This is a genomic window from Pantoea sp. ACRSB (assembly GCF_022346905.1).
Taxonomy (GTDB): Bacteria; Pseudomonadota; Gammaproteobacteria; order Enterobacterales; family Enterobacteriaceae; genus Pantoea; species Pantoea piersonii.
Genome location: NZ_JAKRNL010000003.1, coordinates 219,777 through 244,287 on the forward strand (window position 1 = coordinate 219,777; position 24,511 = coordinate 244,287).

The 24,511-nt window shown below is 55.9% G+C and carries 21 protein-coding genes and 1 pseudogene; 9 read left to right on the top strand and 13 right to left on the bottom strand.

Annotated features, from left to right (window positions below):
- Window positions 1-476: 476 nt before the first annotated feature.
- Complete coding sequence (locus MHZ89_RS11875) at window positions 477-1,031, top strand: histidine phosphatase family protein (protein ID WP_311783161.1); 555 nt, start codon at window positions 477-479, stop codon at window positions 1,029-1,031.
- Here the strand turns inward: MHZ89_RS11875 and MHZ89_RS11880 are convergent.
- A complete protein-coding gene (locus MHZ89_RS11880; protein ID WP_311783162.1) occupies window positions 1,024-1,977 on the bottom strand; it encodes a WD40 repeat domain-containing protein in 954 nt (317 codons plus the stop codon). The two genes, MHZ89_RS11875 and MHZ89_RS11880, sit on opposite strands and share 8 nt — an antisense overlap.
- Before the next feature lie 427 nt (window positions 1,978-2,404).
- Between MHZ89_RS11880 and MHZ89_RS11885 the strand changes: the two genes are divergently transcribed.
- Window positions 2,405-3,424 (top strand): capsular polysaccharide synthesis protein, encoded by a 1,020-nt coding sequence (locus MHZ89_RS11885; RefSeq protein WP_311783163.1) that lies wholly within the window; start codon window positions 2,405-2,407, stop codon window positions 3,422-3,424.
- Here the strand turns inward: MHZ89_RS11885 and MHZ89_RS11890 are convergent.
- A complete protein-coding gene (locus MHZ89_RS11890) occupies window positions 3,398-4,318 on the bottom strand; it encodes a LysR family transcriptional regulator (RefSeq protein ID WP_311783164.1) in 921 nt (306 codons plus the stop codon). The two genes, MHZ89_RS11885 and MHZ89_RS11890, sit on opposite strands and share 27 nt — an antisense overlap.
- A gap of 120 nt (window positions 4,319-4,438) precedes the next feature.
- On the opposite strand from MHZ89_RS11890, the gene MHZ89_RS11895 reads away from it, so the two are divergent.
- Both MHZ89_RS11895 and opgB read left to right on the top strand, forming a co-directional pair.
- The gene (locus MHZ89_RS11895) at window positions 4,439-4,828 is read left to right on the top strand and encodes a tautomerase family protein (RefSeq protein ID WP_120455558.1); all 390 of its coding nucleotides are present in this window, start codon (window positions 4,439-4,441) and stop codon (window positions 4,826-4,828) included.
- A 199-nt stretch (window positions 4,829-5,027) separates the two neighbouring features.
- A pseudogene (gene opgB, locus MHZ89_RS11900) lies at window positions 5,028-7,322 on the top strand (phosphatidylglycerol--membrane-oligosaccharide glycerophosphotransferase).
- 1 nt (window position 7,323) lies between these two features.
- On the opposite strand, the gene MHZ89_RS11905 reads toward opgB, so the two are convergent.
- From MHZ89_RS11905 to MHZ89_RS11940, 8 genes are all read right to left on the bottom strand, one after another.
- Window positions 7,324-7,848 (bottom strand): fimbrial protein, encoded by a 525-nt coding sequence (locus tag MHZ89_RS11905; RefSeq protein WP_311783165.1) that lies wholly within the window; start codon window positions 7,846-7,848, stop codon window positions 7,324-7,326.
- 17 nt (window positions 7,849-7,865) lie between these two features.
- On the bottom strand, window positions 7,866-8,909 hold the full coding sequence (locus MHZ89_RS11910) for a fimbrial protein (protein WP_311783166.1): 1,044 nt from the start codon (window positions 8,907-8,909) through the stop codon (window positions 7,866-7,868).
- A 16-nt stretch (window positions 8,910-8,925) separates the two neighbouring features.
- Window positions 8,926-11,424 (bottom strand): outer membrane usher protein FimD, encoded by a 2,499-nt coding sequence (fimD, locus tag MHZ89_RS11915; RefSeq protein WP_311783167.1) that lies wholly within the window; start codon window positions 11,422-11,424, stop codon window positions 8,926-8,928.
- A 129-nt stretch (window positions 11,425-11,553) separates the two neighbouring features.
- Window positions 11,554-12,234: a fimbria/pilus periplasmic chaperone gene (locus tag MHZ89_RS11920; protein ID WP_311783168.1), complete on the bottom strand. Its 681-nt coding sequence runs from the start codon at window positions 12,232-12,234 to the stop codon at window positions 11,554-11,556.
- A 51-nt stretch (window positions 12,235-12,285) separates the two neighbouring features.
- Complete coding sequence (locus tag MHZ89_RS11925) at window positions 12,286-12,870, bottom strand: fimbrial protein (protein ID WP_311783169.1); 585 nt, start codon at window positions 12,868-12,870, stop codon at window positions 12,286-12,288.
- A gap of 47 nt (window positions 12,871-12,917) precedes the next feature.
- Window positions 12,918-13,463: a type 1 fimbrial major subunit FimA gene (fimA, locus tag MHZ89_RS11930; RefSeq protein WP_311783170.1), complete on the bottom strand. Its 546-nt coding sequence runs from the start codon at window positions 13,461-13,463 to the stop codon at window positions 12,918-12,920.
- A 540-nt stretch (window positions 13,464-14,003) separates the two neighbouring features.
- The gene (locus MHZ89_RS11935; protein ID WP_311783171.1) at window positions 14,004-14,585 is read right to left on the bottom strand and encodes a winged helix-turn-helix domain-containing protein; all 582 of its coding nucleotides are present in this window, start codon (window positions 14,583-14,585) and stop codon (window positions 14,004-14,006) included.
- A 606-nt stretch (window positions 14,586-15,191) separates the two neighbouring features.
- Window positions 15,192-15,905 (bottom strand): GNAT family protein, encoded by a 714-nt coding sequence (locus tag MHZ89_RS11940; protein ID WP_311783172.1) that lies wholly within the window; start codon window positions 15,903-15,905, stop codon window positions 15,192-15,194.
- An 84-nt stretch (window positions 15,906-15,989) separates the two neighbouring features.
- On the opposite strand from MHZ89_RS11940, the gene MHZ89_RS11945 reads away from it, so the two are divergent.
- Window positions 15,990-17,459 (top strand): PLP-dependent aminotransferase family protein, encoded by a 1,470-nt coding sequence (locus MHZ89_RS11945; protein WP_311783173.1) that lies wholly within the window; start codon window positions 15,990-15,992, stop codon window positions 17,457-17,459.
- Here the strand turns inward: MHZ89_RS11945 and MHZ89_RS11950 are convergent.
- Entirely contained in the window at window positions 17,452-18,522 is a 1,071-nt protein-coding gene (locus MHZ89_RS11950) for a LacI family DNA-binding transcriptional regulator (protein ID WP_311783174.1), read from the bottom strand. The genes MHZ89_RS11945 and MHZ89_RS11950 overlap by 8 nt on opposite strands.
- 195 nt (window positions 18,523-18,717) lie before the next feature.
- On the opposite strand from MHZ89_RS11950, the gene MHZ89_RS11955 reads away from it, so the two are divergent.
- From MHZ89_RS11955 to MHZ89_RS11970, 4 genes are all read left to right on the top strand, one after another.
- Entirely contained in the window at window positions 18,718-19,530 is an 813-nt protein-coding gene (locus MHZ89_RS11955) for an ABC transporter substrate-binding protein (RefSeq protein ID WP_120455537.1), read from the top strand.
- A gap of 73 nt (window positions 19,531-19,603) precedes the next feature.
- Window positions 19,604-20,413 (top strand): amino acid ABC transporter permease, encoded by an 810-nt coding sequence (locus MHZ89_RS11960; protein ID WP_126689067.1) that lies wholly within the window; start codon window positions 19,604-19,606, stop codon window positions 20,411-20,413.
- Window positions 20,414-20,424: 11 nt separating this feature from the next.
- Window positions 20,425-21,186 carry an amino acid ABC transporter ATP-binding protein gene (locus tag MHZ89_RS11965; protein WP_158591253.1) on the top strand — a complete coding sequence of 254 codons (762 nt, stop codon included), beginning with the start codon at window positions 20,425-20,427 and terminating at the stop codon, window positions 21,184-21,186.
- Window positions 21,187-21,222: 36 nt separating this feature from the next.
- The gene (locus MHZ89_RS11970; protein ID WP_311783175.1) at window positions 21,223-22,335 is read left to right on the top strand and encodes an FAD-binding oxidoreductase; all 1,113 of its coding nucleotides are present in this window, start codon (window positions 21,223-21,225) and stop codon (window positions 22,333-22,335) included.
- Window positions 22,336-22,475: 140 nt separating this feature from the next.
- Here MHZ89_RS11970 and MHZ89_RS11975 read toward each other — a convergent pair whose 3' ends face one another.
- On the bottom strand, window positions 22,476-22,982 hold the full coding sequence (locus tag MHZ89_RS11975; RefSeq protein WP_311783176.1) for an RcnB family protein: 507 nt from the start codon (window positions 22,980-22,982) through the stop codon (window positions 22,476-22,478).
- A 173-nt stretch (window positions 22,983-23,155) separates the two neighbouring features.
- The gene (locus MHZ89_RS11980; RefSeq protein ID WP_409373265.1) at window positions 23,156-23,929 is read right to left on the bottom strand and encodes a CDP-diacylglycerol diphosphatase; all 774 of its coding nucleotides are present in this window, start codon (window positions 23,927-23,929) and stop codon (window positions 23,156-23,158) included.
- Window positions 23,930-24,511 lie beyond the last annotated feature (582 nt).

Here is a 24,511-nt window from a genome sequence, read left to right on the forward strand (position 1 = left end):
TTGTCGCGGTCAGTAAAGGATTCCCTGGTGTCAGGATCTCTATCTTTGCCATGCTCTGCCGATGTTAATCACCGGTCGCGTTAAGCAGGCAAAGGACTAAACCTTGTGGGCCGTTCTCGCATCGTCCGCCGCGAGCAATCACTGGGCGCCAGTTTATCTACGCGCGTAGATAAATCAAGTAAATTTAGTCATATCAGTCGGGAATCATAGTACACCGCAAGAGAATAAATCCAAATTACTCATTTAATTCAATGATTTAATAATAAAATCACGTCTGGAGAGTAAACCTTTTCGCTAAACAAGTAACACTTTCTCTTAATAATACCTGTTAGCAACCTCTCAGAACGCAGCGGACAGAGTTATCGCCCGAAATGATGACCGGAGGATGACAGCGCCATTTATTTCTTCAGGTCAGCGCAAATTTTAACATTGCGCCGCTTTGCATTAGTCTTAAGAGAGAGCGAAGCAGGAGGCTTATGACCATTATCTTGATGCGACACGGTAAACCGGACCATCGCGCAGGCGGCCGACTCAGCGCCCAGGGCCTGGCGGACTGGTGCGAGGCGTATGATATGGCGCTGGTGTGCGATATGCCGCCCGACCGCAGCCTTGCGATTGCGCGTCAGGCATCGGTGATTGTTTGCAGCCCGCTGCCGCGCGCGCGATCTTCGCTGGCGCGTCTGGGCCTGCAACCGCTTCATGTTGATGCGCTGTTCAGTGAAGTCTCCGTTCCGCTGATTGCCGCGCAGCGCCTTGAACTACCTACGCTGCTCTGGCTGACGCTGCTGCGTATGCTGTGGCTGTGCGGCTACGCAGGCGAAAGCGAGTCGCTGCTTCTGGCGCGCCAGCGCGCCGCCCGCGCCGCCGACAGGCTGATTGCGCTTTCGGAACAGGGTACGGTGCTGCTACTCGGCCACGGCCTGATGAATAAAATGATTGCGCGGGAGCTGCGTAAGCGCGGCTGGCAGGCGGAAAAGCATGCCAGCAGCCGCCACTGGAGTTCAGCGATCTATCACCGCCCTTTTATCTGACCAGCTCGAAAAAGCTCAGCACCTCGCAGCCGGTGCCGACGCGCGGCGTGGCGATGACGCGGGCCGTTGCCAGATCGATCACGCTCAGCGTGCCGTCGCCTTCGTTAGCAATCAGCAACTGCTGATTATCCGGGCTAAAGCAGCCGTCCATCGGTTTATTCCCTACCGTGATATCGCCTAATGGATTGAGCAGATCGTCGAACAGGGTAATCACCGGCTCCTCATCGCCTATCGCCACCAGCCGCTCGCCGTCCGCGCTGAACCGCACCACCTGACAGGGTTTTTTATGTCCCGGCAGCGCCAGACGCTGGCGCACGCGATGGCTCTGGCGATCGATAACGTAGAGATAAGTCGCATCCGCCGCGCTGGCCACCAGATAGGGATGCTTCGGCGACGCCGCGATCCCGGCGATGGGGCCAGGCAGCAGAATAGTATCGATAACCCGCCCTTCCGCTTCGCACAGATCCACCACGGTAATGCTGGCGTCTTCCTCATTTTCGGTAAACAGCTTGCGTCCGCTGGGCGAAAGCGTCAGGCGATGAGCGTTATGCGAAGGCAGAGGAATGGTTTTCTCAACCCGATCGGTTTCTGGATCGATCACCGCGACCGCCGCGCTGTTTTCGCAGCAGAGGTAAACCTTACCGTCGCGCCCCAGCTGACCGCTGTGCGGCGCGCGCAGCGGCGACAGATCGATAAAGCCGCTAATTTCGCGCTTCGCCAGATCGATCACCGCCACTTTATGGCCCGGATGCGGATTGTCGCCGTGGATGCCGTCGCCGTAGATGGGCACATAGGCTTTTTGCCAGGCCGTCAGCATCAGCAGCTCATGCGGACGCGGCGGGAAAGCGTTGAGTTCGCGCTCGACGGCGAAGGTCTCAGGGTTAAGAAACAGCACGCGGTTGCCCTGCTTGTCCACCGCCAGCAGCCCACGGGTTGGTTCAGACATAGCTACTCCTTTCTCAGTAAGCCTTCCTTAAGCGTAGACAACCGCTGTTATGCCATCATGACCGTATAAAAACATCAGCATGATTAACCAACCCGTATAAGCCCAACGCGCGCTGAAATAACCGGCCAGCGCCTTCTGCTGCTGAAGCGCACAGGTAAAAACCAGGAATTTCTTTAGCCGCCCGGTGAAAATTAAGAATAAGCGGGTTATTTAAATATAAGGCAAACGGGAAAGCGCTAAGCGACAAATACCTCCTCCGCTTTCCGGTTTATCTGAAATTCAGCAAAAGACGTAGCGCGCATATAAATAATGCTTTATTAAATCGGTGAAGAGATTTTATACACAACCGTGAGGAAACAGATGCGCGTTCTGCGCTGCGCCTCACCAGGGAAATATCCGCGGCAGTCATCACAATAACAGGTGCATCATGAATCAACACCGTCGACATCCTGCACATACGCTCTGGCGCAACTGGAAACGCGTCTCTTTCAGCAGTCAAATGCTGTGGCAGAAGAAAAAGCACAGCGCCCTTACCGCGCCGGAATATGACGCCAGCCAGGAGGAGAACCTGGTGATCCTGTCGGCGGAGAAGGCCCCTGCGGAGATCCCGAAAACCATCTGGATGTACTGGCATGACGATCAGCTGCCGCTCTCTCTGCGCCTGAATATCAATCAGCTGCGTCAGGATAATCCCGACCACACGCTGCATCTGGTCACGCAGAGCACGCTGGCGCAGTGGCTGCCGGATATAGAGTTTATTTCTGCCGACCTGACGCCGAGGCATAAAAGCGAAATTATCCGGCTGGAGCTGCTCCACCGCTTCGGCGGCATCGGTATCGACTGCGGCACGCTGTTATTTGAGAAGCTCGACTGGGTACATCAGACGCAGCAGGATAAGCCGATGGACGTTATTGGCTATTATCGCGAAAGCTGCACGCTTAATTTTCTGTCGCCGGTTATCGAAAGCTGGTTTATCGCCGCCGCGCCTGGCAACGCCTTTATTCGCGAATGGCTGAAGCAGCTGGCGCCGATTAAAAATCTCGGCGCGCAGAACTATATTAACGAGCTGAAAAAGCGCGACGACTATCCGCTTATCGTGCAGAAAATCCATCACCCAGCGCAGGCGCTATTATCGCTGGCGCAGCAGGTGGCGGTTAAAGAGTATCGCCGCGTGAATCTCCATTTACGCAAAGCGGAGGCCAACGCCTGGTTTTATCAGCGGCTGCACGCCGGCAACAGCGATGCGTTCGCCTGTTCGGTGCTGTTCCATCAGCGGCCGCAAACGCCGCCGCCGGTAATCAGGCTGAGCGGCGACGAACGGCTGCATCTCGATTTTAACCTGCGTCTTGGCCTCTATAACCGCGCCAGCCTGCTGGGCGAGATGATGCTGACACCCGCGCGCCCGACGCTGGCGTTGCCTTCAGGCACCGACAAAGCGCGCGCGTAGCCAGTGCGTAAAGGTCGTTACCGCGCGCGGCACCTGCGCGGCGTAAGGCCTGACGATCCACAGCTTCTCTGCAAACGCCTCAACGGCTCGCCAGCGCGGCAATACCTGCTTTAGCGCGCCGGTGGCGAGCGCCTCGCTGGCGCTGAAGTCCGGCAGCATGGCGATGCCCAGCCCCTGGAGCGCCGCATCGCGAATCGACTCGCTGTTGTTGGTGGCGAAGCTGCCCTGCACCCGCACCTGCACCCTTTCTTCCTGCTCCGCGTCGGCGAAGGTCCAGCGCGGGGTTTCTACGCCGCGCGGATAGTATAAGCAGTTGTGCTGCGCCAGCTGATGCGGAGTCTGCGGCGCGCCGTGTGCCGCAAGGTAGTCCGGCGAGGCCACCAGCAGGGTGGGCGTGTCGCACAGCGGCAGCGCGACGTGAGTTTCCGGCAGCGCGCTGCTGTGGCGAATCGCCAGGTCGAACCCTTCACTGCTGAGCGAGACGATGCGGTCCGTCACGTCGAGCTGCAGTCGAATCTGCGGGTAAGCGCGCAGAAAATCCCCGACGATCGGCACCAGCTGCTGGTGGGCAAAGGCCACCGGCGCGGTAACCCTGACCAGACCGCGCACCGGCCCGGCGGCGTCGCGCACGCCGAAAAAGCTCTGCTCGATACGCGCGAAAGGGTCTCGCAGCTCTTCCACCAGCTTTTCCCCTGCCGCCGTCAGCCGAACGCTGCGCGTAGTGCGCTGCACCAGCGCCGTCCCCGCCGCCTGCTCCAGCTCTTTGATCTTCTGGCTCATCGCCGCTTTGCTGACGTCAAGCCGCTCCGCCGCGCGGGTAAAGCTGCCCTGCTCCGCCAGTACCAGCAGCCAGTGCAGATGCATCCAGAGCGCGTCCGTTTTCATCTCTTTCATGTTGGATTGTTCACAATATTGAATAATCAGTTCAGCGAGCGCGCTTTTTCTTTGCCCGCAGAAACGCCAGGATAGTCACCAGAGCATACAAAAATTACGCGTTCAACAGGAGAAATAGCGATGCCATTACTGCAATTCGATGTGATACAAGGTCGTTCAGAGTCAGAACTGCGCACGCTGCTGGACGCGGCGCATCGCGCGGTGCTGACCGCCTTTAAGGTGCCGGAGCGCGACCGCTATCAGATTGTTCACGAAAACAAAGGTTATCAGATGGTTTTTCAGGATACCGGCCTCGGCTTCCAGCGTAGCGACAATCTGGTGATGGTGCGCGTCTATACCAGCCCGCGCAGCGCCGAGCAAAAGCAGCACTTTATGGCGGAGCTGGCGCGCGAGCTGCGCGAAAGCAGCGGCGTGCAGGGCAACGATCTGATGATCAGCTTTATCACTAACGACAAAGGCGACTGGAGCTTCGCTGACGGCGAAGCGCAATACCTTACCGGTCGGCTTTGATTCCACGCAGTTTTCCCCCCGCTATCGACGGCAGCCAGGCGGCTGTCGTCCTTTTTTGTCCTTGAAAGATTACCCACTGCACAATTCGGGCGGCATATGTTGCAGAGCTATGACAGCCATTATAGATTGACGAAAATCTATTCGTGCTCATCGCGGTCTGCGCAGGAAGCGCTAATTCACTTTAAAAGAGGATTTGACGTTGTCCGAATGTGTCTCAGTGGCGCTGTTCCTGGCTGCCATTGCCGTTTACTCCTGGAAAGCCGGACGAAATAAACTCTGGTTCTCCTTTGTGCTGCTTCTGCTGGTGCTGTTTGTACTGCTCAACGCCACTCTTTTCGCCAGCAACTACTTCACCGGGGACGGCATCAATGATGCGGTGCTTTATACGCTGACTAACAGCCTGACCGGCGCGGGCGTCAGCAAATATGTGGTGCCTGCTCTTGCGCTGCTGCTGCTGCTCTTTTTGCTGATCTGCCTGCTGACCTGGCTGCTGCGCCGCCATGAGCGGCCGCACCATCTCGGCTGGAGCCTGCTGGCGGTCGCCTGCGCCGCCGGATCGGTGCAGACCACGCCTGCGTTTCGCCAGGTCGCCAGCCTGGTCGCCTCGCACACCCGCCCCGCTGACTCCGACTTCGACGACTACTATAAAGTGCCGCAGAAGGTCATCAACAACCCTCATCTCAACCTGGTCTATATCTACGGCGAAAGCCTGGAGCGCACCTACTTCGACAACCAGGCATTTCCCGATCTGACGCCAGAGCTGGGACGGGAAAAAGCGCAGAGCCTGGATTTCAGCGAGACCGTACAGCTGCCCGGCACCGATTACACCATTGCCGGTATGGTGGCCTCGCAGTGCGGCATTCCGCTGTTCGCGCCTTTCGACGGCAACGCCTCCGCCGCGCTTTCCAGCTTCTATCCGCAGAACATCTGCCTCGGCGATATTCTGAAAAATTCCGGCTATGAAAACTGGTTTATTCAGGGCGCGGATCTGCGCTTTGCCGGTAAAGATCTCTTTCTGAAATCACACGGCTTCGATCCCGCTCATATGTACGGATCGCAAGAGCTGAAAGATCGCGTTGCCGATCCCGCCTACCGCAACAACTGGGGCTACTACGACGATACGGTAATGGATGAAGTGTATGAGCAATATGAGGCGCTGTCGCGCCAGCAGAAACGCTTCGCCCTGTTCGCCCTGACCGTGGACACCCACCATCCCGACGGCTTTATTTCACGGAGCTGCCAGCGCAAAAGCTACAGCTACGCAGGCAAGCCCAACCAGTCTTTCAGCGCGGTAGCCTGCTCGCAGGAGCATGTGGCGCGGCTGATTGCGCGCATCAAGGCCTCTCCATACTTTAAAAACACCGTTATCGTCGTGACCTCGGATCATCTGGCGATGAATAACACCGCTCACCCCTATTTGATCAAGCAGCCGCGCCGCGATCTTTTTATGGTGATCCGCGGCGATCGGCCGCAGGCGGAGGTGATCGACCGGCCGCGCAGCACGCTGGATAACGGCGCGACGGTGCTGGACATTCTCGGCGGCGATAAGGCGATTGGTCTTGGCCGCAGCAGCCTGGCGGGCGCGACGCTGACCGGCCGCTTTACCGATTTCCAGAGTTATATCAGCCGCTGGAAGGCGGATATTATCCAGCTGTGGAATTTCCCGAAAAAGCTCGACCGCTTCGTCATCGACCAGACGAAAAACAGCTTTAGCTTCTCCGGCGCAACGTTCAAACTGCCGATCCTGTTCCGCGTCGCCAGCGGCCACGTCGAGCCGCTGCCGGAAGGAGAATATTCCGCGCCGCTGCGCTACCAGCTGGCGGACTTCACCGCCAGCGAAAAGTTTGTCTGGGTCGATCGCTGTTTCCGTATGGCGCGACTGTGGAAACCTGAGCTGGCGCTCTCCACCGATTTCTGCGTAGCGATGGGGCGGCTCGGCGGCCAGCCGAGCGTGACGCGTATCGACAAAGCGCAGTGGAAAGGCCAGGCGAAATTCCCTGAGGAGACGCTGAGCGCGGCGAACTATTAGCGTAATGAAGCGCTGCTCCGCGTTGAGGATAACGATATTCGCTACGATGCTGACCGCTTTCTCTTCGCTGTACCGGGCGCGCCAGCCAGCGTGAAGCGCTTTAGCGGCATCTCGCGCTGGGAGAACTGGGGCCGCTGGTCTAACGCCAACCTGGCGCCGGAAGTTAACATTGAATATGTCGATCCGCTGCCCGCGCGCTTCGACTTGGTGATCACCGCGCGCGCCTTCGGGCCTAACGCGCACCAGCCGATTCCGGTACGCGTCGGCGATCAGCAGCAGCAGCTAACGCTGGGCGAGGAACTCTCCACCACCACCCTGCACTTTAGCAACCCGACGGGGGAGCATACCTTGACGATTGCGCCGCCGCAGCCGCAGCAGAGCAATCTGGGCAATATTACCGGCCAGGATCCGCGTCGGCTGGGTATCGGGATGGTCGAGATTAAAATCGTGCAGCCGCAGAGTTAAGTCAGGAATAGTTAATGGTAAAGGTTAAGGTTCCATTCGCCGTTCCTGCGCTGACGGTGCCGGTAGAGATATAGTTGGCGTAAAAGGTATAGGCGGCAGTGCCGTCGCTATCGATAGTCGTTGAGACGGTCTGGTTAAGCGGCACGCGGTTTTTATCCGCATCAAGGATCTCGATCGCGATATTTTCCGCTGTGCTGTCGCTGTCTAACGCCAGTAATTCTGCCGAACTGCTGTCCTGCGAACCGCTAAAGGTCAGCTCTGCGGTAGACGCAGAGCAATCGGTCAGCGCAATGCCAAAGTAGACCGGTTGCGAACGTACTCCGCTGTCAGTGAAGTTTTTTACTGCCCAGTCACCCAGCACGATAGTCTGGTTATCGTCCCCTTCGCTTACAGTACAGGAGGAGGCGACGATATTGCCGTGTAGGGTGATCTCAACCGAACCTGCGTTGGTAGCCAGCAGAGAGGGGCTAAAGAGTGCAAGCGCGAGAGCCCACGCCGTTCCTCTGAAACAAAAAGGTGTTTTCATATTTTCTCTCTCCGATTCTAGGCAAACTCAACAAGTAAATAGGCTGTCGCAGAGAAGGTGCCCTCTTCAGGTTTATTGCCCGTTACGCTGACCGGATAGGCCTTGATCGTTACGGTAGCCTGAGACGTGCTGTCCAGGGTTGTGGTAATGGCGCTGGTGGTATCATTCGGGACAATAATATTGCCCTGGTCATCGGTAATAATAAAACCGAGATCCGGATTGGAAGAAACAATGGTATTGCCTGAGACGGTAGAGGTTTGCAGCGTTATTTTTAACGTAGCGTTCGCCTCGCCATCTGTACATGCAATATTAAATGACTTAGACAGCGTTGATACGTCGCTGGGTTTAACCCCTGCGCCCGCCCGGCTAAAGGAAGAGGCGTTGATATCTGAAAAGTCAAAATCGATGGTGGTTCCGGCATTAACGGTACAGGTCTGCGGCACCGATATCGTCGCGCCGTTAATAACGATTTTGTATACCACGCTTTTCATCACTGGCGGATTATATTGTCCTATATCCGCGCCGACATACACGTTAAATATTTCGGTATAAGGTATCGTCAGTGTCCCGGTAAAGGCTTTCAGCACCTTAAACTTATATATCAGGTTGCTGTCACGCACAGGGAATTCTTTAGATTGATTAACGTTACCGTGCCAGCCCATATGCACATACTCGGCGGGTGGGTAAAAACGTTTTGCGTAGTCATCAACGATAGAGACAGCGATAGCAAGGTAATCATTCACCTTAAGAAACTGATAGCTGTCTTCCGTTGAAACCGCGGTAAGCGAAGTGCGATAGCTACGATATGTAGTGTCATCTCCTGCCCCCAGGTACCAGCTTGTATTAGGGCATACGGCATTAACACCCACGTAATCCTTGCTGGTGCTGGTTACCACCGTTCCTACGGTGGCATCGCTGATAATATCGCTGGGGATATCCAGCTCTTTCGTCTTATTACCTGACGAGAACTGGCAAGCCCCTTCATTCACGGCGTAACCTCTGCTAACGATACATATATTCAGCAGCACAATAAGCAGTGCGAGAAAATATTTTTTATTCATTAAATACTCTTCCTGTCTACTGGAGACAAACGGCGTCGGTTTGAACAACCGGCTGTTTTAACTGGGCATTGGTAAAGGTGTAGCTGGCGGTGCATTTATCCTGCTCGCCTGGACCCCAGCTCACCACGATGGTGCCTTTCTCACCAATACCGGTCAGGTAGACATGGCTGTTGTCATCAACAATGCCGGTTGCGCTGCTCTCTTTCTCCAGCGCCGTAGAGGCAAAAGGAACGCTCTTTTTATCTTTCGTCACTAAGTTGAAGATGGCCCGGTAGCCGACTCTGGCATTAAAGCTTGCCAGCGCCAGCGCGCCCTTGGTCGGCACTACGTTGACCACGCTGTCGTCCAGATCCGTATGATCGTCCAGGGTGCGGGTATCCAGCGCGATACGGTTATTTCGGTAGCTGGTGGAATAAGGCACTACCGCATAACCGCGCAGGTCAGTTTTAATGCCGGTGGTATTTTGCACCTTAACGCTTTGCGCGCCCGGCGCTTTAATTAATATGTTGGTATCGCCCAGCGGCTGACTTAGCGTTATGCCGTCGTGATGCGCAACGAAGCCACCGGTTAACCGATAGTCGAGCATTTTATAACTGCGGTTATAAGAGTAACCCAGGCCAGCGTCGCCATATTCACTCGTATAGTTAAGGTTGGCGCTGCCGGTATAGTAACTTTTGTTGCTGTAACCCTGATTAACGCTGTATTGCAGACGACCGTCGCTGAGCGCAGTGCCGCTCACGCCTGTCTGAATCGAGGTTTTGCCGTCTGAGTTATTACTAAACGTCGAGGTGGCGTGGATATTTTTCAGCTTCTGCCGGTAATTATTATTATTGGTTAACAGCTCCAGCGGCAAAGACAAACTCAGTGCGATAGCCTGATCCGATTCTGAGGTGCCGCGGCTTTTACTGTATGACCAGGAGAGGCTATAGCTCAGAGCATTCCAGTTAGAACTAAAACCGGCCTGCCAGGTTGAGTCAGTTTCGTCGGTATTCCAGTAATTCTGCTGCGTTGCGCTCAGGTAGACGGAACCATAACCGCCAAGCTGCTGATTTATGTTGGCCTGAAACTTCCCTTTTTTGGCGTTACGGGTGTTGTAGTAGTTAACTAACACCCTCTTCTTATTGCCGTTCTCATCCGTATAGTAGTCGTACTCGTAGCCTGAGCTGTTCTTATAGGTGGTGTCTTCCAGCGTATAGAAGTTTTTGGTTGAGTAACGGTATCCCAGCAGCTGGAAGGTCGTCCCCCATTCGTTCAGAGATTTCGCGTATAAAAAGCGCAGGGACTGCCCTGAGTAATCTTTATCATCTGCGAGCTTGCTCCAGGCCTGAGTCACGTCTAAAGAAACCGCGCCGACATGCCCGATATTTTGCGCAATACCGCCAACGATTGATCTATAACGTTCCGCAAACTGCATCCCGCCATAGAGCGTGCTGCTTTTCGTGATGCCGTACATGGCGGCGCTTTCAGCGAATATCGGTTTCCTGCGGTTGGATGAGCCGCTGCGATACTCGCCCACGTTCATGTTATAAACCACGCGTCCCTCGCGCTGCAGGAACGGTACGGTTGAGTAGGCAACGGTAAAGGTCTGCGTTTTTCCGCTGGTTTCCTCAACCGACACCACCAGGTCACCGCTGGATGACGCAGGCGAAATATCATTAATAACAAAGGGGCCAGGCTGCACGTAGGTGGTATAGATAACGTAGCCATTTTGCCTGATCACCACTTTGGCCTTGCTTTGCGCAATCCCTCTTACCGTCGGCGCGTATCCTTGCTGACTATTGGGATACATACTGTCTGAGGAGTAAAGCCGGAGACCGCGGAAAGAGAGGCTGTCGAAAATTTTGCCGTCTGTTGAGGTATCCCCCAGCACCAGCTGTGATTTCAGCGGAATAATGGCTCTTTCAGCATAGGTGCTGATGCTGTTCCATCTGTTTCGCGTATAGCTGTCGCTCTCGGAATGGGTATAGCTTCCGTTATGCCTTAATCGCCATGGCCCCCAGTTCACGCCGCCATTCAGTCCAAGGTAGATGCTCTCGCTATTGCTGGAGCGATCCCCCGTCAGGGTATAGCTGAGTAGGGAGGCCGGCACGCCTTCGTCCCACTCCTCCGGCGGAATATAACCTTTGGCGGAGTTACTGAGCATCGCCTGGGGAAGGGTAATTTTGAGCTTCAGCTTATCGAAATCAAAGTTTACCGTTGCCTCGGTAATCAGTTTTTTCAGGACGAGACACTGATTACCATCCTGACTTTGCAATTGCGGGAACTGCTTAAAATCCAGGCCAAACCGCCGCAGCCACTTAGCGTTCAGGCAGGGGTAAAGCCCGGTATTGTCATCGCTTTTCGCGACCACATCCTTGTCGGCGTCACGAAACTCAATATCAGAGGCGGTAATAAACTGATCGTTTACATAGATATCCACCCTGTATTTGCCTGGTGCCTGCTTGCCGCTGGTAAAGCGTGAAAGATCGGCGACGGTACTCCCATTTTCCGATAAGAATGCTGGATCAAAATACATCCCTGCCTGAACGCCTGACGAACCGGAAAAAATCGTCATGAATTGCGCGCTCCAAAAGAGTAGCTTTCGGTTCACTTTTCTCATTTTAATAATCCGTATTCACTGGAATAATGGCGAGCAAAGCCTGTATCAGAAAAGCACACCATTATATTTTTTCGTTATTGCACCGTAATCGTTCACAGCTTTATAGGTGATATCTCTTTTTATTGATTTTCCGATATCAACAACTGTTTTACCTTTAGGAGCAACCAGGGTATTTGCCTGTTGTTTGCCACCCACATAAAACTCAACAAGCGAAACGTAGTAAGGCGTTGGGTTATCAATGGTCAGCTTGCTGCCATCAAAATGGAACTTCAGCGCTTCGGGGGCGCTCTCTGACATTAAAGCAAGCTCTTTCGGCCTGACGAAAATTTTAATACGCGACAGCACCGCCATTTTGAGCACGTTTTTATTTTCAAGCTTGTCTTTATCAAACTCCGGTATCGCTTTTGAATTAAGGTAGTAAACGGACTCTCTGTCAGCAGGCAGCGCGCCGCCAACGTAGACGATTCTGAGTGTATTTTCGCTTTTGGCATTACTGACGAACAAAGGCGGCGTAACAATAAAGTCGGATGACTTTTTACCGTTTTTGTCTTCAACCCATGTCTGAATAAGGTAGCGAAGTTTTTCATCCGTATTTTTAACGGCAAGAGACGCCTGCTTATCGCCCTGAGAATAAATTACCCGCGTCGCGCCAAGCAGCACGCCACCCGCTACAGCTGAATAGCTGTTAGCAAATACAAGCGTTAAAAAAACAAAAAGCGAAGCCATTCCTCTTCTCAGAGGAGAACTGAATAGTGTCATTTTAAAATCTCTGCGTTATCAGGGATAAAAAACCTTGAAATTCACTTCGGAGAAAAGCTCTCCGGGACGCACTTCATTTTTTATTACTTTATATTTTGCCAGAAAAGTCAGTAACCCGTCTCTTCCGCGAAACTTAGAACTGCTGAGCACGCTATTAGGAACAAGCGCATTATATTCCTCGTCGAACAGAGCCAGCCCCAGGCCAACTTCTTTATTGCCCCTTTCTTCTTTCAGGGCCGAAGGCGTTTTGTCGGTATAAACCCTGAATAGCGTGCTGTCTTCAGATGCTGTTTCTCCGTTAAAAACGATTTCAATATTTCTTTTTGAGTCAATATTACATTGCCCTACGTAGATCCGGAACGTGACGTACTCTTTGTCAGGATAGAAGCCAACCTCTTTTAGCTGATCGCTTCTGTAACTCCCCATATCAACGATAATATCATCTGAAGCCCGGTTATTGACTGTCACAACGCATGCGCCCTCGATGATATTGCCGCGCAATTTCACCTTGCCCTTGTTATAGATGCCAATATCAGCGGAACACAACGAGCAATAAAGAAGGAGACCAGAAAAAATGAATAAAGAGAAAGTCCGATTAAGCATTTTTTAGTCTCCTTCTTTAGTTCAGATCACTTCACGTTAACGTCAAATTATGAGTAGTTAACGACAAAGGTGACGTCGGCGTTAGCAACACCGGCTGTTGGTGTGGCGCTGGTTGAAACATAGCGTGCGGTGTAGTGCATCGTGTTGGTGCCGTCAGCCAGCGTGAAGGAAGACGTTGCGGTACCCGGCGTTACTTCTTTATCAGCGGTATCCAGGATCTGAATGCCTACGCCAGTTGCCGTGGTCTGGTTAGAAGAGGAGTTAACCGCAAAGAGTTTGTTATTTTCCCCATCGGTCTGACCGGTGAAGGTAACGGTAGCGGCAGTAGAGACAGTGGTGTCACATTCATTCAGCACGATTTCAAAAGGAATCAGCGCCGTTTTATCGCCAACCGCAGAGAAAGCGCCGGTACGGTATTCACCCAGAGCTACAGTTTGATCTGCAGATTCAGTGGCAACCGCGCAAGCGGCATTTACCAGGCTACCCGTAAAGTGAATGGTGCCGCCTGAAGCAGTCACGCTTGATGCTGCCTGAGCGCCGACGTTCGCCAGTAACAGAGAAGCCGCCAGCAGAGCAACTTTCGTTTTACCCATTTTTCTTTTCTCCAGATTTTAATTACACAAAGAGTTTCTATAGGGCTGATAGAGAACAGAACCAGAGTGTATTACGTCTGTTAAGACGCGTTCTCTTCAACGGGGGCTATATTTAGTCATGAAGAGATACAAAAAAAGTGAAAATAAAACATTTAAGCGATAAATTCACAAAACGAAAACGAATTTATTTACTCCTCGCAGGCAGAAAAAAAGCCTTCTTAATTAAAGAGGTAAATAAACACAGGCATTCTTAACAGAAATACAGCATGGATTATAAAACCGGAACGGGAGTTAAATAAAATCGGCGAATAAAAAATACCATCTGGTTATTCCGGTAATAATAAAAGGTCATTACCAGCTTCAGATAAGCCTGAAGCTTAAAGGTATTTTTTTATTACCAGAGGTATTGTAACGCTTTGCGTTAAGAGAGGGGAATTTGCTTCGGAGGAGAAGATAAGGTAAGCACCAGGAAACATGCCCGGAGGCATGCAGTTAAAAGAAGAAGTAGATGAGGCTATTTATATGAAAGAACACAACCCTTCACAAAGCCAGATAAGCCGCCACGACCAGTATACAAACGATGACTGCTATTATCACGCCGCCATATCTGGCTTTAACGGTTGAGATCCAGGGCTTACTGTTATTCTTTTCGGCTTCGCTGGCATCGGAGAGTACCTGTTGATTGTCGTCAGGTAAACTGCTGCTGGTCATTGCGTCGCTATCGGGCGCGCTGGCTTCCTTTGCTTCAGCCTCTGCCTCAACAGACTCAGGATTGAGGTCGCTTTGCTTAATAATCGCTACCTCTTCTGACAGCATAAGCCCTTTGCGCGGCAAGGTGACAATAGCATCATCATCAAAACCGAGCGCTTTTAATCTTTTCCTTAAAATGGATATGCTCTGGTAGTAGGTATTTTTAGTGACGATAATGCCCTTCTTACCCCACACCTCATTAATAAAATCATCATGACTTACTACCTCGCCCTGACGCTCAATCAGTAATAAAAAGCAGCGCGAAGCGGGTTTACTTAAAACAACCTCAGCTATACTGTCATCGAGCGGTCTAAGGACGTTCGTTACAGGATAAAAACAGAGGCGACCATCAATAAGGTAATAGTTTTCCATAAGGTGCTGTCTAAGTAGTCAATTTAACGAGAAACGTTACGTTAACCCCTTATAAAACAGGCTTTACGCACTGAGGCGGGTTAACATTGAGATTTATTCTATTCATCCCTTACTGTTTGAATAGAAATATAATGCCTGAAATGAATCATTCTTATAACGCATTCCATTAATTCACCCCTCACCTGACGATAATCTTTAAGTGATTCCCTGTGCTAACCACTCAGCCACTATATACTCTCATTTTCCTGATTTGAAGAGCTATTTTATTACCCTTTCTATTACATAAACCTTACAAAAAAGATAATGCTGTAAATTTAATAATGATATTCAATGCGTTAGCAAAAAGTCTTTTCAGACACCAGCCTTTAGCAGCCTTAATATATCTTTATTCATTCCAAAATGAGAATATTACCAGCAGCGAGAATGCGACCTCTCTTTTTTTACACAATCAAAATATTCAGATAAAAAAATCAAACTCCATTCTCAAATGAGAATATAAATTACATAACGCCAGGCTTCACGCAGAAAAAATCTGCTATTAATGCTGACGCATCAGCAAAATGAAACGTCAGCATTTAGCCATTTTATACAGGCAACAGCCAAAACCTAAAGGTTCTGGCGCAGCGTCTCCAGCCGCTCCCGCTGCTTCTGTCCGGCATCAAAGTTCTCCTCGGCCAGCCAGCGCTCAAAGCCACCTTTCACCTGCGGCCACTCGCCGTCGATAATCGAGAACCAGCTGGTGTCGCGCGTGCGGCCGCGATACACAATCGCCTGGCGGAACTCGCCCTCATACTGAAAGCCCAGCCTTGCGGCGGCGCGGCGCGAAGGCGCGTTCAGGCTGTCGCATTTCCACTCATAGCGGCGATAGCCGAGCTGCTCGAAGGCGTAGCGCATCAGCAGATAGTGGGCTTCGGTCGCCTGCCGCGTCTGTTTCAGCAGCGGCGAAAAGGCGACGTGCCCGACTTCGATCACGCCATGCTCCGGCGCGATGCGCATCAGCGCCAGCGTGCCCACTGCGCGCCCGCTTTCGCGGTCAACCACGGCGAAGTGCAGCGGATCGCGGCTGTTCTCCATCTGCTGCATATAGCTGAGCCATTCAGCCCGATTGTTAAAAGGCCCGGCGAACAGATAGGTCCAGTCGCGGCCATCCTGCGCCAGCGCCCAGGCGGCAAACAGATCGTCGCTGTGCTGCGCCAGGCTTAGCGGCTCCAGCCGACAGTAGCGTCCCTCCAGCGTCTCGCGCTGCGGAAGCGGGCGCGGCTGCCAGCCCGGCATTGGCTGGCCCACCGGCTGGCCATATTCATTAATGGTGTGTGACATAGCATCTCCTTGTTGTGGTCATCCTGAGATTGCCGCTTTTCTGGTAGGCTAAAAAGCGCCACCGCCAAAGAGAATGATGGATCCATGATGCCTGATGCTCGCCCCTTCCCGACCAGCCAGTTGCTCTCCGCCCCGCTCGCCTTGCGCGACGGCGAAACCCTTCAGCAACAGCTCTTTCTGCGCGTGAAGCGCGCGATCCTGACGGGCCAGCTTCCGGCAGGCACGCGCCTGCCCGCGACGCGCCAGCTGGCGCAGGATCTGCGGATTTCGCGTAACACGGTTATCAATGCCTGGATGCAGCTGCAGGCGGAAGGGTATCTGATTAGCGATCGTCAGGGCAGCCGCGTCAGCCCGATTGCGCTGCCCGCCCCGCCTGCTCTCGCCGTCGGCAGCGAAGCGCCGGTGGCAGACCGGGTGGCGCTGCTGCGTTCCGGCCATCGCTACAGCAGCGAAGAGATGCCGCTGCGCCCCGGCGTGCCGGCGCTGACGCACTTCCCTTTCGCCGCCTGGCGTCGCGCGCTTAGCAGGGTGCTGAGCGACACGCCGCAGCGCCTGCTGGGCTATGGCGATCCGCTGGGGGAAATGGCGCTGCGCGCTGCGCTGGCGCAGCATCTCAGCCTGACGCGCGGCGTGCGCTGCCAGCCGCAGCAGATCGTTATCACCGAGGGCGCGCAGCAGGCGCTGTCGCTCTGCGTCACGCTGCTCAGCAATCCCGGCGATACCGGCTGGGTAGAAGAACCTGGCTATCGCGGCGCGAAAGCGGCCATGCTGGCCGGTAACCTGCGCGTGCAGCCGGTTACGGTGGATGAGCAGGGATTAGCGCCCGATGTCCGGCTGTGGCAGAGCGCTCCGCCGCGTCTGATCTACTGTTCGCCAACCCATCAGTACCCAACCGGCGCGGTGATGAGCGCGGCGCGCAGGCTGGCGCTGCTTGCACAGGCGCAGGCGCATCAGGCGTGGATTATTGAGGATGATTACGACGGCGATTTTCGCTACGTTGGCGAACCGATCGGCGCAATGCAGGGCATGACGCCCGCCGCGCCGGTTATCTATATCGGTTCATTCAGCAAAACGCTGTTTCCCGCGCTGCGCCTGGGATTTATGGTGCTGCCTGCCGCGCTGGCAACCACGCTGCGTCCGGCGCTGCATGAGCTACTGCGCGGCGGCAATCGCCTTGAGCAGCAGGCGCTGGCTGCTTTTATCGCCAGCGGCGACTTTACGCGCCACCTGAGCAAGATGCGCCGTCTTTACCGTCAGCGACAGCAGACGCTGCGGCAGGCACTGCGCGAGACGCTGGGCGAAAGCGCCAGCCTGCTGGGCGGCGAATGCGGCCTGCATCTGGTGCTGCGGCTGGCTGACGAGATCGACGACGTTGCGCTGGCGGCGCGGCTGTGGCAGGCCGGTTACGCCCCTGGCGCGCTCTCCGGCTACTGCTCTGGCGATGCGCCGCCGCGCGGGCTGGTGCTGGGCTACGGCAACACCGGCACCGCGCAGCTAAAGGCGGGCGCGCGACAAATCCGTCGGCTGCTGGACGCCGCGCCGTCCGCTACTTAGCGGGCGCGGCGACAGAGTGCCGCGGAATAAGCTCGGCGCTGAAGGCGGGCAGCGGGCCGACCGGCTCGCCGCGAATGTCGGCAATCAGGCGTCGCGCCGCTTCGCGGCCCATCTCATAGACCGGCTGCGCCACCACCGTCAGCGGCGGCGCGACGATTTCGCTCCAGGGAAAGTTATCGTACATGATGAACGAGAGATCCTGCGGGATACGCAGCCCGCGCTGCGCCACGGCGCGCAGCAGCGACATGGCGACCAGGCTGTCGGAAGCGATCAGCGCGGTCGGCGGCGCGCTGCGCTGCCACAGCGTCTCGACGATGCGCGCGATCTGCGCGTCGCTACCGGCATTCGCCTGGATTAACGAGGTGTCATAGCGACGACCGGCGGCGGCAAAAGCCGCCATCATGCCGCCTACGCGCTGCGCCACCGGCGTCAGACCAAAGTCCGCCGCCTCGCGGTACTCCCCCTCCAGCTCCATGCTGGTGATATAGGCGATGCGCTCGTGTCCCGCCTCCAGCAGTTGCTGCGTCGCCTCACGCGCCACGGCGGTGAAATCGCAGCAGATCGCCTCGACATCGAGATCGATTACCGCGCGATCGAACAGCCTGAGCGCACGTCCCTCTTCCAGAACCTGTAACAGATGGCCGTTTTTCTCCCGCGACGAGTGGCTGGGAGCGACGATAATGCCGTCGACCCGCTTCTCCAGCATTACCCGCACCGCATCCTGCTCGGCCTGCCCTTTCTCGTCGCTGTTGCCCAGCAGCAGATGAAAGCCCGCCTGGCGCGCCACGTCGGCCATGCCGCGCAGAGCCAGACCAAAATGCGGGTTCTCGATATCGCCGACAATCACGCCGATGGTGTTAGATCGCCCGGTGTTCATGGTGCGCGCCACCTCGTTAGGCCGGTAGCCCAGCGATGCCGCCGCGCGGTTGACTCGCGTCTGTACCTCTTCACTGACGGCGCCGTAGCCGCCGAGCGCCCTGGCCGCCTGCGCTTTTGAAACGCTGGCCGCCCGGGCGACGTCAGCAACGGTAGGCGCTTTGGATCGCATTTTTTGAATGGTCATAATTAATTCGAATCACAGGTTGATGACAGGAAGATTGACGTCGAAAAAAGGCTGTGCTTAAACTCATTGTAACGCCTTGAGACCGGTCTCACAACAACTGTGCTCTTGTCGTCACCTGCGTTGAGACCGGTCTCATAACTCTATTACTACCGGCTCGACTGTCTCTGATGTTTAACCTGCAAAAACGGATGAGCTATGAAATCGCCAATTCACCTGAGCGCCCTGTGCGGCGCCGCAATCGCACTCTGTTCACTCTCGTTCAGCACGCTGGCGGCCAGCAGCGATAACCCTTACGGGCTGCTGGAGCCGGGCCACCTGCGCATCGCCAGCGTGGGCGACTCTAAACCCTATACCTTTACCGACGCCAGCGGCCAGTTCACCGGCTTCGACGTGGAGTTCTTTAAAAACGTGGCGCACCGCATGGGCATCGATCAGGTGGATTTCGTCGGACAGGATTTCTCCGCCATCCTGCCCGCCGTCGCCAACGGTCAGTTTGACGCCGCGGTCGCCGCTATCGGCATCACCCCGGCGCGCGAGAAGACGGTGGACTTCTCTACCGGCTATCTGGCGGGCTACCTCACGGTGCTGACGCGCAGCGACAGCGGCGTGAAAAACGTTGAGACGCTGGCGAAGCATCGGCTCGGAGTGGTTCAGGGCACGCTGCAGGAGAACTACGCCGTCCAGCACTTCACCCAGAGCGACGTGGTGCGCTTTCCCGATAATAACGCTGCGGTCTCCGCGCTGAACAACGGCACGCTGGACGCGGTATTCCTCGACTATGAAGCCGCCAAAAGCTATGCCGAGCGCTTCAAGCTGATCTCCGCCGCCGATATTCCGTCGTTCGATGCGCCAGCGGGCGTTGCCATCGCCAAAAATAAACCGGCGTTTAAGGCCGCGCTCGACAAGGCGATCAAAGCCGCCATGCAGGACGGCACCTGGAAACAGCTTTATCAGAAGTGGTTTCCCGGCTCGCCGATGCCTGAGCAGTATCTGCCCGGCGGCCAGTAATGCGTGAGCGCTGAGCGTTCGGCTTTTCACCAGTGACGGCATCGTCCGTCACGCGTACTGATGGAGTACGGCGATGGATCTTCTGACAATGCTTTCCCGCACCTTCTTCGATCTCGACTCAATGAAGGAAGTGCTGCCGCAGCTGCTGGCGACCGGGCTGGTCAATACCCTGATCATCTCTGTTGCCGCCACGCTGCTCGGCACGCTGTTCGGCCTGCTGCTGGCGCTGATGGGCATTTCGCCGTCGCGCTGGCTGCGGCTGCCCGCGCGTCTTTATACCGACCTGTTTCGCGGCCTGCCGTCGATTCTGACCATTCTGCTGATTGGGCAGGGTCTGGCGCGCTTCAGCTATCAACTTTTCGGGCCGACGCCCTACCCGCTCGGCATTTTCGCTCTCAGCCTGATCGCCAGCGCCTATATGGGCGAGATTTTCCGCGCCGGTATTCAGAGCGTAGAGCGCGGGCAGATGGAGGCGTGCCGCGCGCTGGGCATGAGCTACGGCCGCGCGATGCGCCAGGTAGTGATCCCGCAGGGCATCCGCCGCGTGCTGCCCGCTATCGTGAACCAGTTTATCGCCATTATTAAAGACTCGTCGCTGGTCTACCTGCTCGGCCTGATGACCGGCCAGCGCGAGCTGTTCCGCGTCGGACAGGACGCGGCGGTGCTTACCGGCAACCTGTCGCCGCTGATGCTGGCAGGGCTTTTCTATCTGGTGATTACCGTACCACTGACCCATGCGGTGAACTATATCGACGTGCGCTACCGCACCGGTCGTCGTCGCCTCACCGCGCCGCAGAGCGGCCTGAAAGAGGTCGAAGAAGTGCTAAAGCGCCCCGAGGGCGCGCTGACCACACCATCCTTAACCAGCAATCGGGGGCAATAATGAGCGTTGCAATGAAACTGAGTGAACCGCCCGCTGCGGCGAGCTGGAAAGGATCGAGCCTGGAGCTGCGCGATCTCTCGCTGGCCTACGGCCCGATCGAGGTACTGCGTCGCGTGTCGCTGCGCATCGCACCCGGCACCACCACCTGCATTATCGGGCCTTCCGGCTCCGGCAAATCGACCCTGCTGCGCGGCATCAACCGCCTGCATGAACCTAAATCGGGCGACGTGCTGCTGGCGGGACGCTCGGTGCTGAAAGACAAGCCCGACGCGCTGCGGCTGCGTATTGGTATGGTGTTCCAGCACTTCAACCTGTTTCCCGACCACAGCGCGCTGGAGAACGTGGCGCTGGCCCCCTGGAAGGTAAAAGGACTGCCGAAGGCGCAGGCGATGGCGATTGCGCGCCAGCGGCTTGAGGAGGTGGGCTTAGGCCAGCGCGCCGATCACCGCCCGCGCGATCTCTCCGGTGGCCAGCAGCAGCGCGTGGCGATTGCCCGCGCGCTGGCGATGGACCCCGAGGTGATGCTGTTTGACGAGGCGACTTCGGCGCTCGATCCCGAACTGGTGAAAGGGGTGCTGACGCTGATGGCCGATCTCTGTCGGCGCGGCATGACCATGGTGGTGGTCACTCATGAGATGGGCTTCGCCCGCAAGGTCGCCGATCAGGTGGTGTTTATGGACGAAGGGGAGATTGTTGAAGCGGGCCCGCCCGCCGCACTGTTTGACGCGCCCCAGTCGCCGCGCCTGCAACGTTTTCTTTCGGAAGTGCTGTAAGCCTTCTCTCTTTCGTAACGAACAAGGAACCGAATCATGGCTTTTGAACAACTCCCTCGCGTAGTGGTACTGGGCGGCGGCGCGCTTGGCGTCTCCAGCGCGCTGCAGCTGGCGAAACGCGGCGCGGCGGTCACGCTGGTGACTGAGGCAGAACTCTGCTCCGGCGCCTCTGGCCGTTCGCTCTCTTGGCTGAACTCAGCGGGCGAACGCTCCACGCCCTATCACGCGCTGCGCATGGCGGGCATCGATCGCTACCGCACGCTGTTCGCCGAAGATCCCTCGCGCGACTGGCTGCGCTTCGACGGCGGCCTGTACTGGGCGGCGGATGACCTGAGCGGTACGCGCGCGCGCCATGCCTATGAGAAGGCACACGGCTACGACTCGCGGCTGGTCACGCGCGACAGCCTGGCGCAGGCGGATGCACAGGTAGAGGGCGAGGCGCTGGCGCAGGAGGCGATCTTCAACCCTGGCGAAGGCTGGGTCAGCCTGCCGCACCTGGTGGCGCATCTGGCGCATCAGCTGCGCGCGCTGGGCGGCGAGATCGTCGAGCACGCCGGGAAATGTGAAGTCGTGCGTGACGGGCAGCGCGCCAGCGGCATCAGGCTGGCGAGCGGGGATATCCTGCACGCCGACGCGGTGCTGATCGCCTGCGGCCCCGCCACGCCGGATGTGGTCGCGCCGCTCGGCGTCACTATTCCCAACGGTTCGCCCGTTTCCATGCTGGTGATCACGGCACCCAGCGCACACGGGATGAAGGCGGTGCTGAATACGCCACGCGCGGCGGTGCGCCCCAATCCGGGCAAGACGTTCGCGCTGGATCACGACTGGTACGAAGAGGATATTCAGCAACAGGCTGACGGCAGCTACTCCATTGATGAGAGCGTGGTGGCGCAGCTTGCCGCCGAGGCCAGTAAACTAATTAAAGGCGAGCCGCTGCGCGCCGCGAGCTGGAAGCTGGGATTAAAACCGATTCCCGGCGACGGCGAACCGGTGCTGGGCGAGCTGGAGAGCGTGCCGGGCTGCTTTGTCGCCTTTACCCATTCTGGCGCGACCCTGGCGCTGATTGCGGGCGAGCTGCTGGCGGAGGAGATCCTGACGGGCGAGAAGCAGCCGATGCTGGAGAGCTTCCGGCCTGCCCGTTTCGCATAAAAAAGCCGGTCGCGCTGACCGGCTGTCAATTGCTGGTGCCCGTATGGGGCACACGGGCGCGCTGGCCCGGCAACAGGCGCACCTCAGGGATGGGGTGCGTATCCGCGTGGTTAGCGCTGCCTTCTTAGCCGCGCTCGCACTTAGCCACGATAGTAGATATCGCCTGTTTCCGCCTTGAGGATTTTGCCGACGTCATTGGTAATCAACAGATAATTGCCGCCGATATAGGTCCAGTGGCTGCCGGTTTCCGGCGCAGGCAGGTTACGCTTCTGCCATTCAACGATGGTGTAGGTTTTATCCAGATACTGCTGCGGCACGCTGTCGCCGACCTTGTACTCTTTGTAGTCGATGATGACGCGGTCGAGATCGTATTTTGACTGCGGCTGCGAAGTGCCGGCGTTAGCGTCTGGCGCTGGCGAGGGGGTGCTGCCCGCTTCTGGCTCTTCTGCGTTTGGTCCCAGCGGCGGCTGGCCGTTGCTGTCGGTGCTATCGCCCTGCGGCTGCGCATCGGCAGGGGCCTGCTGCTGCACCTGCGGCGGCGGCGGAACGGTATCGTTGGCGTCGCCTTCCGCCTGTGCGGCGGGAACAAGGCTCAGCGAGCCAAACAGTAAACCCGCTAAAAAGAGTGCGTTCTGAGTCCTGCGCATAGTGTTTTCCACGTTGATTGATTTTGTTAACAGTAGACCAGGATAAAGACAATCTGTACAGCCTGTCAGTTCCGTAGCAGCACAGGAAAGGTTCAAATAACAGCTCTCTATCGGGATGAAACCGTCAAATCTAAGCACGGCCTGACTGAACAGAGAAACTGCGCCGAATCACCTTACCTTTCGGCTAAACGGTCAGGCGGCGAAGCAGTAAGGATATCACAGCGTTTATCCAGTAAAGACTCCACCGAAGCGCGATTACCCTTATCCCAGCCGCGCCGCGTGGTCAGCAGGATAAACCCTTTCTCTCCCGAGAAAGTAGTGGGTATTAGCGCCACGCCATACTCCGCCAGCTGTGGCGGCGACAGCTGAAAATAACGCGCCACCGAGGCGATGGGATAGATCCCCATCGCCGTCGGCTGCATCACGCGGCGGGCATAGTAAGTATGGTTCAGCAAGCGGTCGGGCAACGGCCGCCACTGCTCATCAATGTAAGGTCGCTCCGCCTGCAGCTGGCGGCGCACGTCTTCGCGCAGACAGGTGAGATGAATATGCAGTTGATTCTGGCTGCGTCCATACGCAGAGTTAATCGCCATGCCCAGCCTGTCGTCGGGAACGTCGGCGCCATACGCCGCCATCAGGCGGTAGCGCATCAGCCAGGCATAGCCGAAGTAGTCGGTGCGGCCCTCGCGCGACAGTGCCATGCTCTCGATACCGGACATCGCCAGGTTCGGCACCAGAATAAAATGGTAGGGGTAGCGAGGATTCTGCAGGATGCTGAAGCCCTGCTCTTTGCTCTGTGGCTGATAGATCTGCTGGCAGGGCGCCGGGTCGCGCAGATAGTGGTAGTGGGTCATGCAGAGATCCTGCGTCACCATCCATAGCGCGTCGGAGCGCGCGCAGCCGCCCAGCAAGAGCGCCATGGCAGAGAGAATCAATCCTCGAGACATCCGCAACCACATCAGATTCCGCCGCTTATTCTCTTTTACGCCTTGTGAAAGGCTACTCTTAAAGATAATCAAATAGCGAAGCTCCTTGCCCGTTAACTCAGTATTATATAGCCTCTCAACTTATTCTCAGGCCAGAAGAACGATTCGCCCTTGCTGTTAAAAAATCATCCCCTGATGTCGAGTCGCTTTACCTCACGGGGAATAAAATTGTCATACCTCTCCCCTGCGCCTGCCTCTTTTGACATAAACTGATCTAAACAGTAACGGTTTTTATATCACGAAAGCTAATGGTGCTGAATCAAGCTCTACCTAAAACAAATTGACTGGCATCGCCAGTAATTAGCGCCCCGCGTCAGTAACAGAGTTAACAAGACAAGCGGTGTTAATAATAAGCTACACAACAAGGTCTGTTGAAAAATCCGCGTCTGCGCGTTTCGGATATCATCATCCAAATCGCGCCAATAAAATAATAAAAGCAAATTCAGGAAAACCACAGATTAATTAAAGAATGAATCAGTTGAGAGATCAGCTCTGCTTTTTATCCCTATAAAATGAAAACATAAATTAAGAGTCTATTGTGAA

Bases quoted from the DNA above. Each gene is read 5' to 3' on its own strand.
- MHZ89_RS11955 (WP_120455537.1), top strand. From the start codon at position 18,718: ATGAAATCGCCAATTCACCTGAGCGCCCTGTGCGGCGCCGCAATCGCA.
- MHZ89_RS11960 (WP_126689067.1), top strand. From the start codon at position 19,604: ATGGATCTTCTGACAATGCTTTCCCGCACCTTCTTCGATCTCGACTCA.
- MHZ89_RS11905 (WP_311783165.1), bottom strand. From the start codon at position 7,848: ATGAAAACACCTTTTTGTTTCAGAGGAACGGCGTGGGCTCTCGCGCTT.
- MHZ89_RS11920 (WP_311783168.1), bottom strand. From the start codon at position 12,234: ATGGCTTCGCTTTTTGTTTTTTTAACGCTTGTATTTGCTAACAGCTAT.
- MHZ89_RS11880 (WP_311783162.1), bottom strand. From the start codon at position 1,977: ATGTCTGAACCAACCCGTGGGCTGCTGGCGGTGGACAAGCAGGGCAAC.
- MHZ89_RS11895 (WP_120455558.1), top strand. From the start codon at position 4,439: ATGCCATTACTGCAATTCGATGTGATACAAGGTCGTTCAGAGTCAGAA.
- MHZ89_RS11925 (WP_311783169.1), bottom strand. From the start codon at position 12,870: ATGCTTAATCGGACTTTCTCTTTATTCATTTTTTCTGGTCTCCTTCTT.
- MHZ89_RS11965 (WP_158591253.1), top strand. From the start codon at position 20,425: ATGAAACTGAGTGAACCGCCCGCTGCGGCGAGCTGGAAAGGATCGAGC.
- MHZ89_RS11975 (WP_311783176.1), bottom strand. From the start codon at position 22,982: ATGCGCAGGACTCAGAACGCACTCTTTTTAGCGGGTTTACTGTTTGGC.
- MHZ89_RS11885 (WP_311783163.1), top strand. From the start codon at position 2,405: ATGAATCAACACCGTCGACATCCTGCACATACGCTCTGGCGCAACTGG.
- MHZ89_RS11935 (WP_311783171.1), bottom strand. From the start codon at position 14,585: ATGGAAAACTATTACCTTATTGATGGTCGCCTCTGTTTTTATCCTGTA.
- MHZ89_RS11890 (WP_311783164.1), bottom strand. From the start codon at position 4,318: ATGAAAGAGATGAAAACGGACGCGCTCTGGATGCATCTGCACTGGCTG.
- MHZ89_RS11980 (WP_409373265.1), bottom strand. From the start codon at position 23,929: ATGTCTCGAGGATTGATTCTCTCTGCCATGGCGCTCTTGCTGGGCGGC.
- MHZ89_RS11875 (WP_311783161.1), top strand. From the start codon at position 477: ATGACCATTATCTTGATGCGACACGGTAAACCGGACCATCGCGCAGGC.
- fimD (WP_311783167.1), bottom strand. From the start codon at position 11,424: ATGTATTTTGATCCAGCATTCTTATCGGAAAATGGGAGTACCGTCGCC.
- MHZ89_RS11940 (WP_311783172.1), bottom strand. From the start codon at position 15,905: ATGTCACACACCATTAATGAATATGGCCAGCCGGTGGGCCAGCCAATG.
- fimA (WP_311783170.1), bottom strand. From the start codon at position 13,463: ATGGGTAAAACGAAAGTTGCTCTGCTGGCGGCTTCTCTGTTACTGGCG.
- MHZ89_RS11970 (WP_311783175.1), top strand. From the start codon at position 21,223: ATGGCTTTTGAACAACTCCCTCGCGTAGTGGTACTGGGCGGCGGCGCG.
- MHZ89_RS11950 (WP_311783174.1), bottom strand. From the start codon at position 18,522: ATGACCATTCAAAAAATGCGATCCAAAGCGCCTACCGTTGCTGACGTC.
- MHZ89_RS11910 (WP_311783166.1), bottom strand. From the start codon at position 8,909: ATGAATAAAAAATATTTTCTCGCACTGCTTATTGTGCTGCTGAATATA.
- MHZ89_RS11945 (WP_311783173.1), top strand. From the start codon at position 15,990: ATGATGCCTGATGCTCGCCCCTTCCCGACCAGCCAGTTGCTCTCCGCC.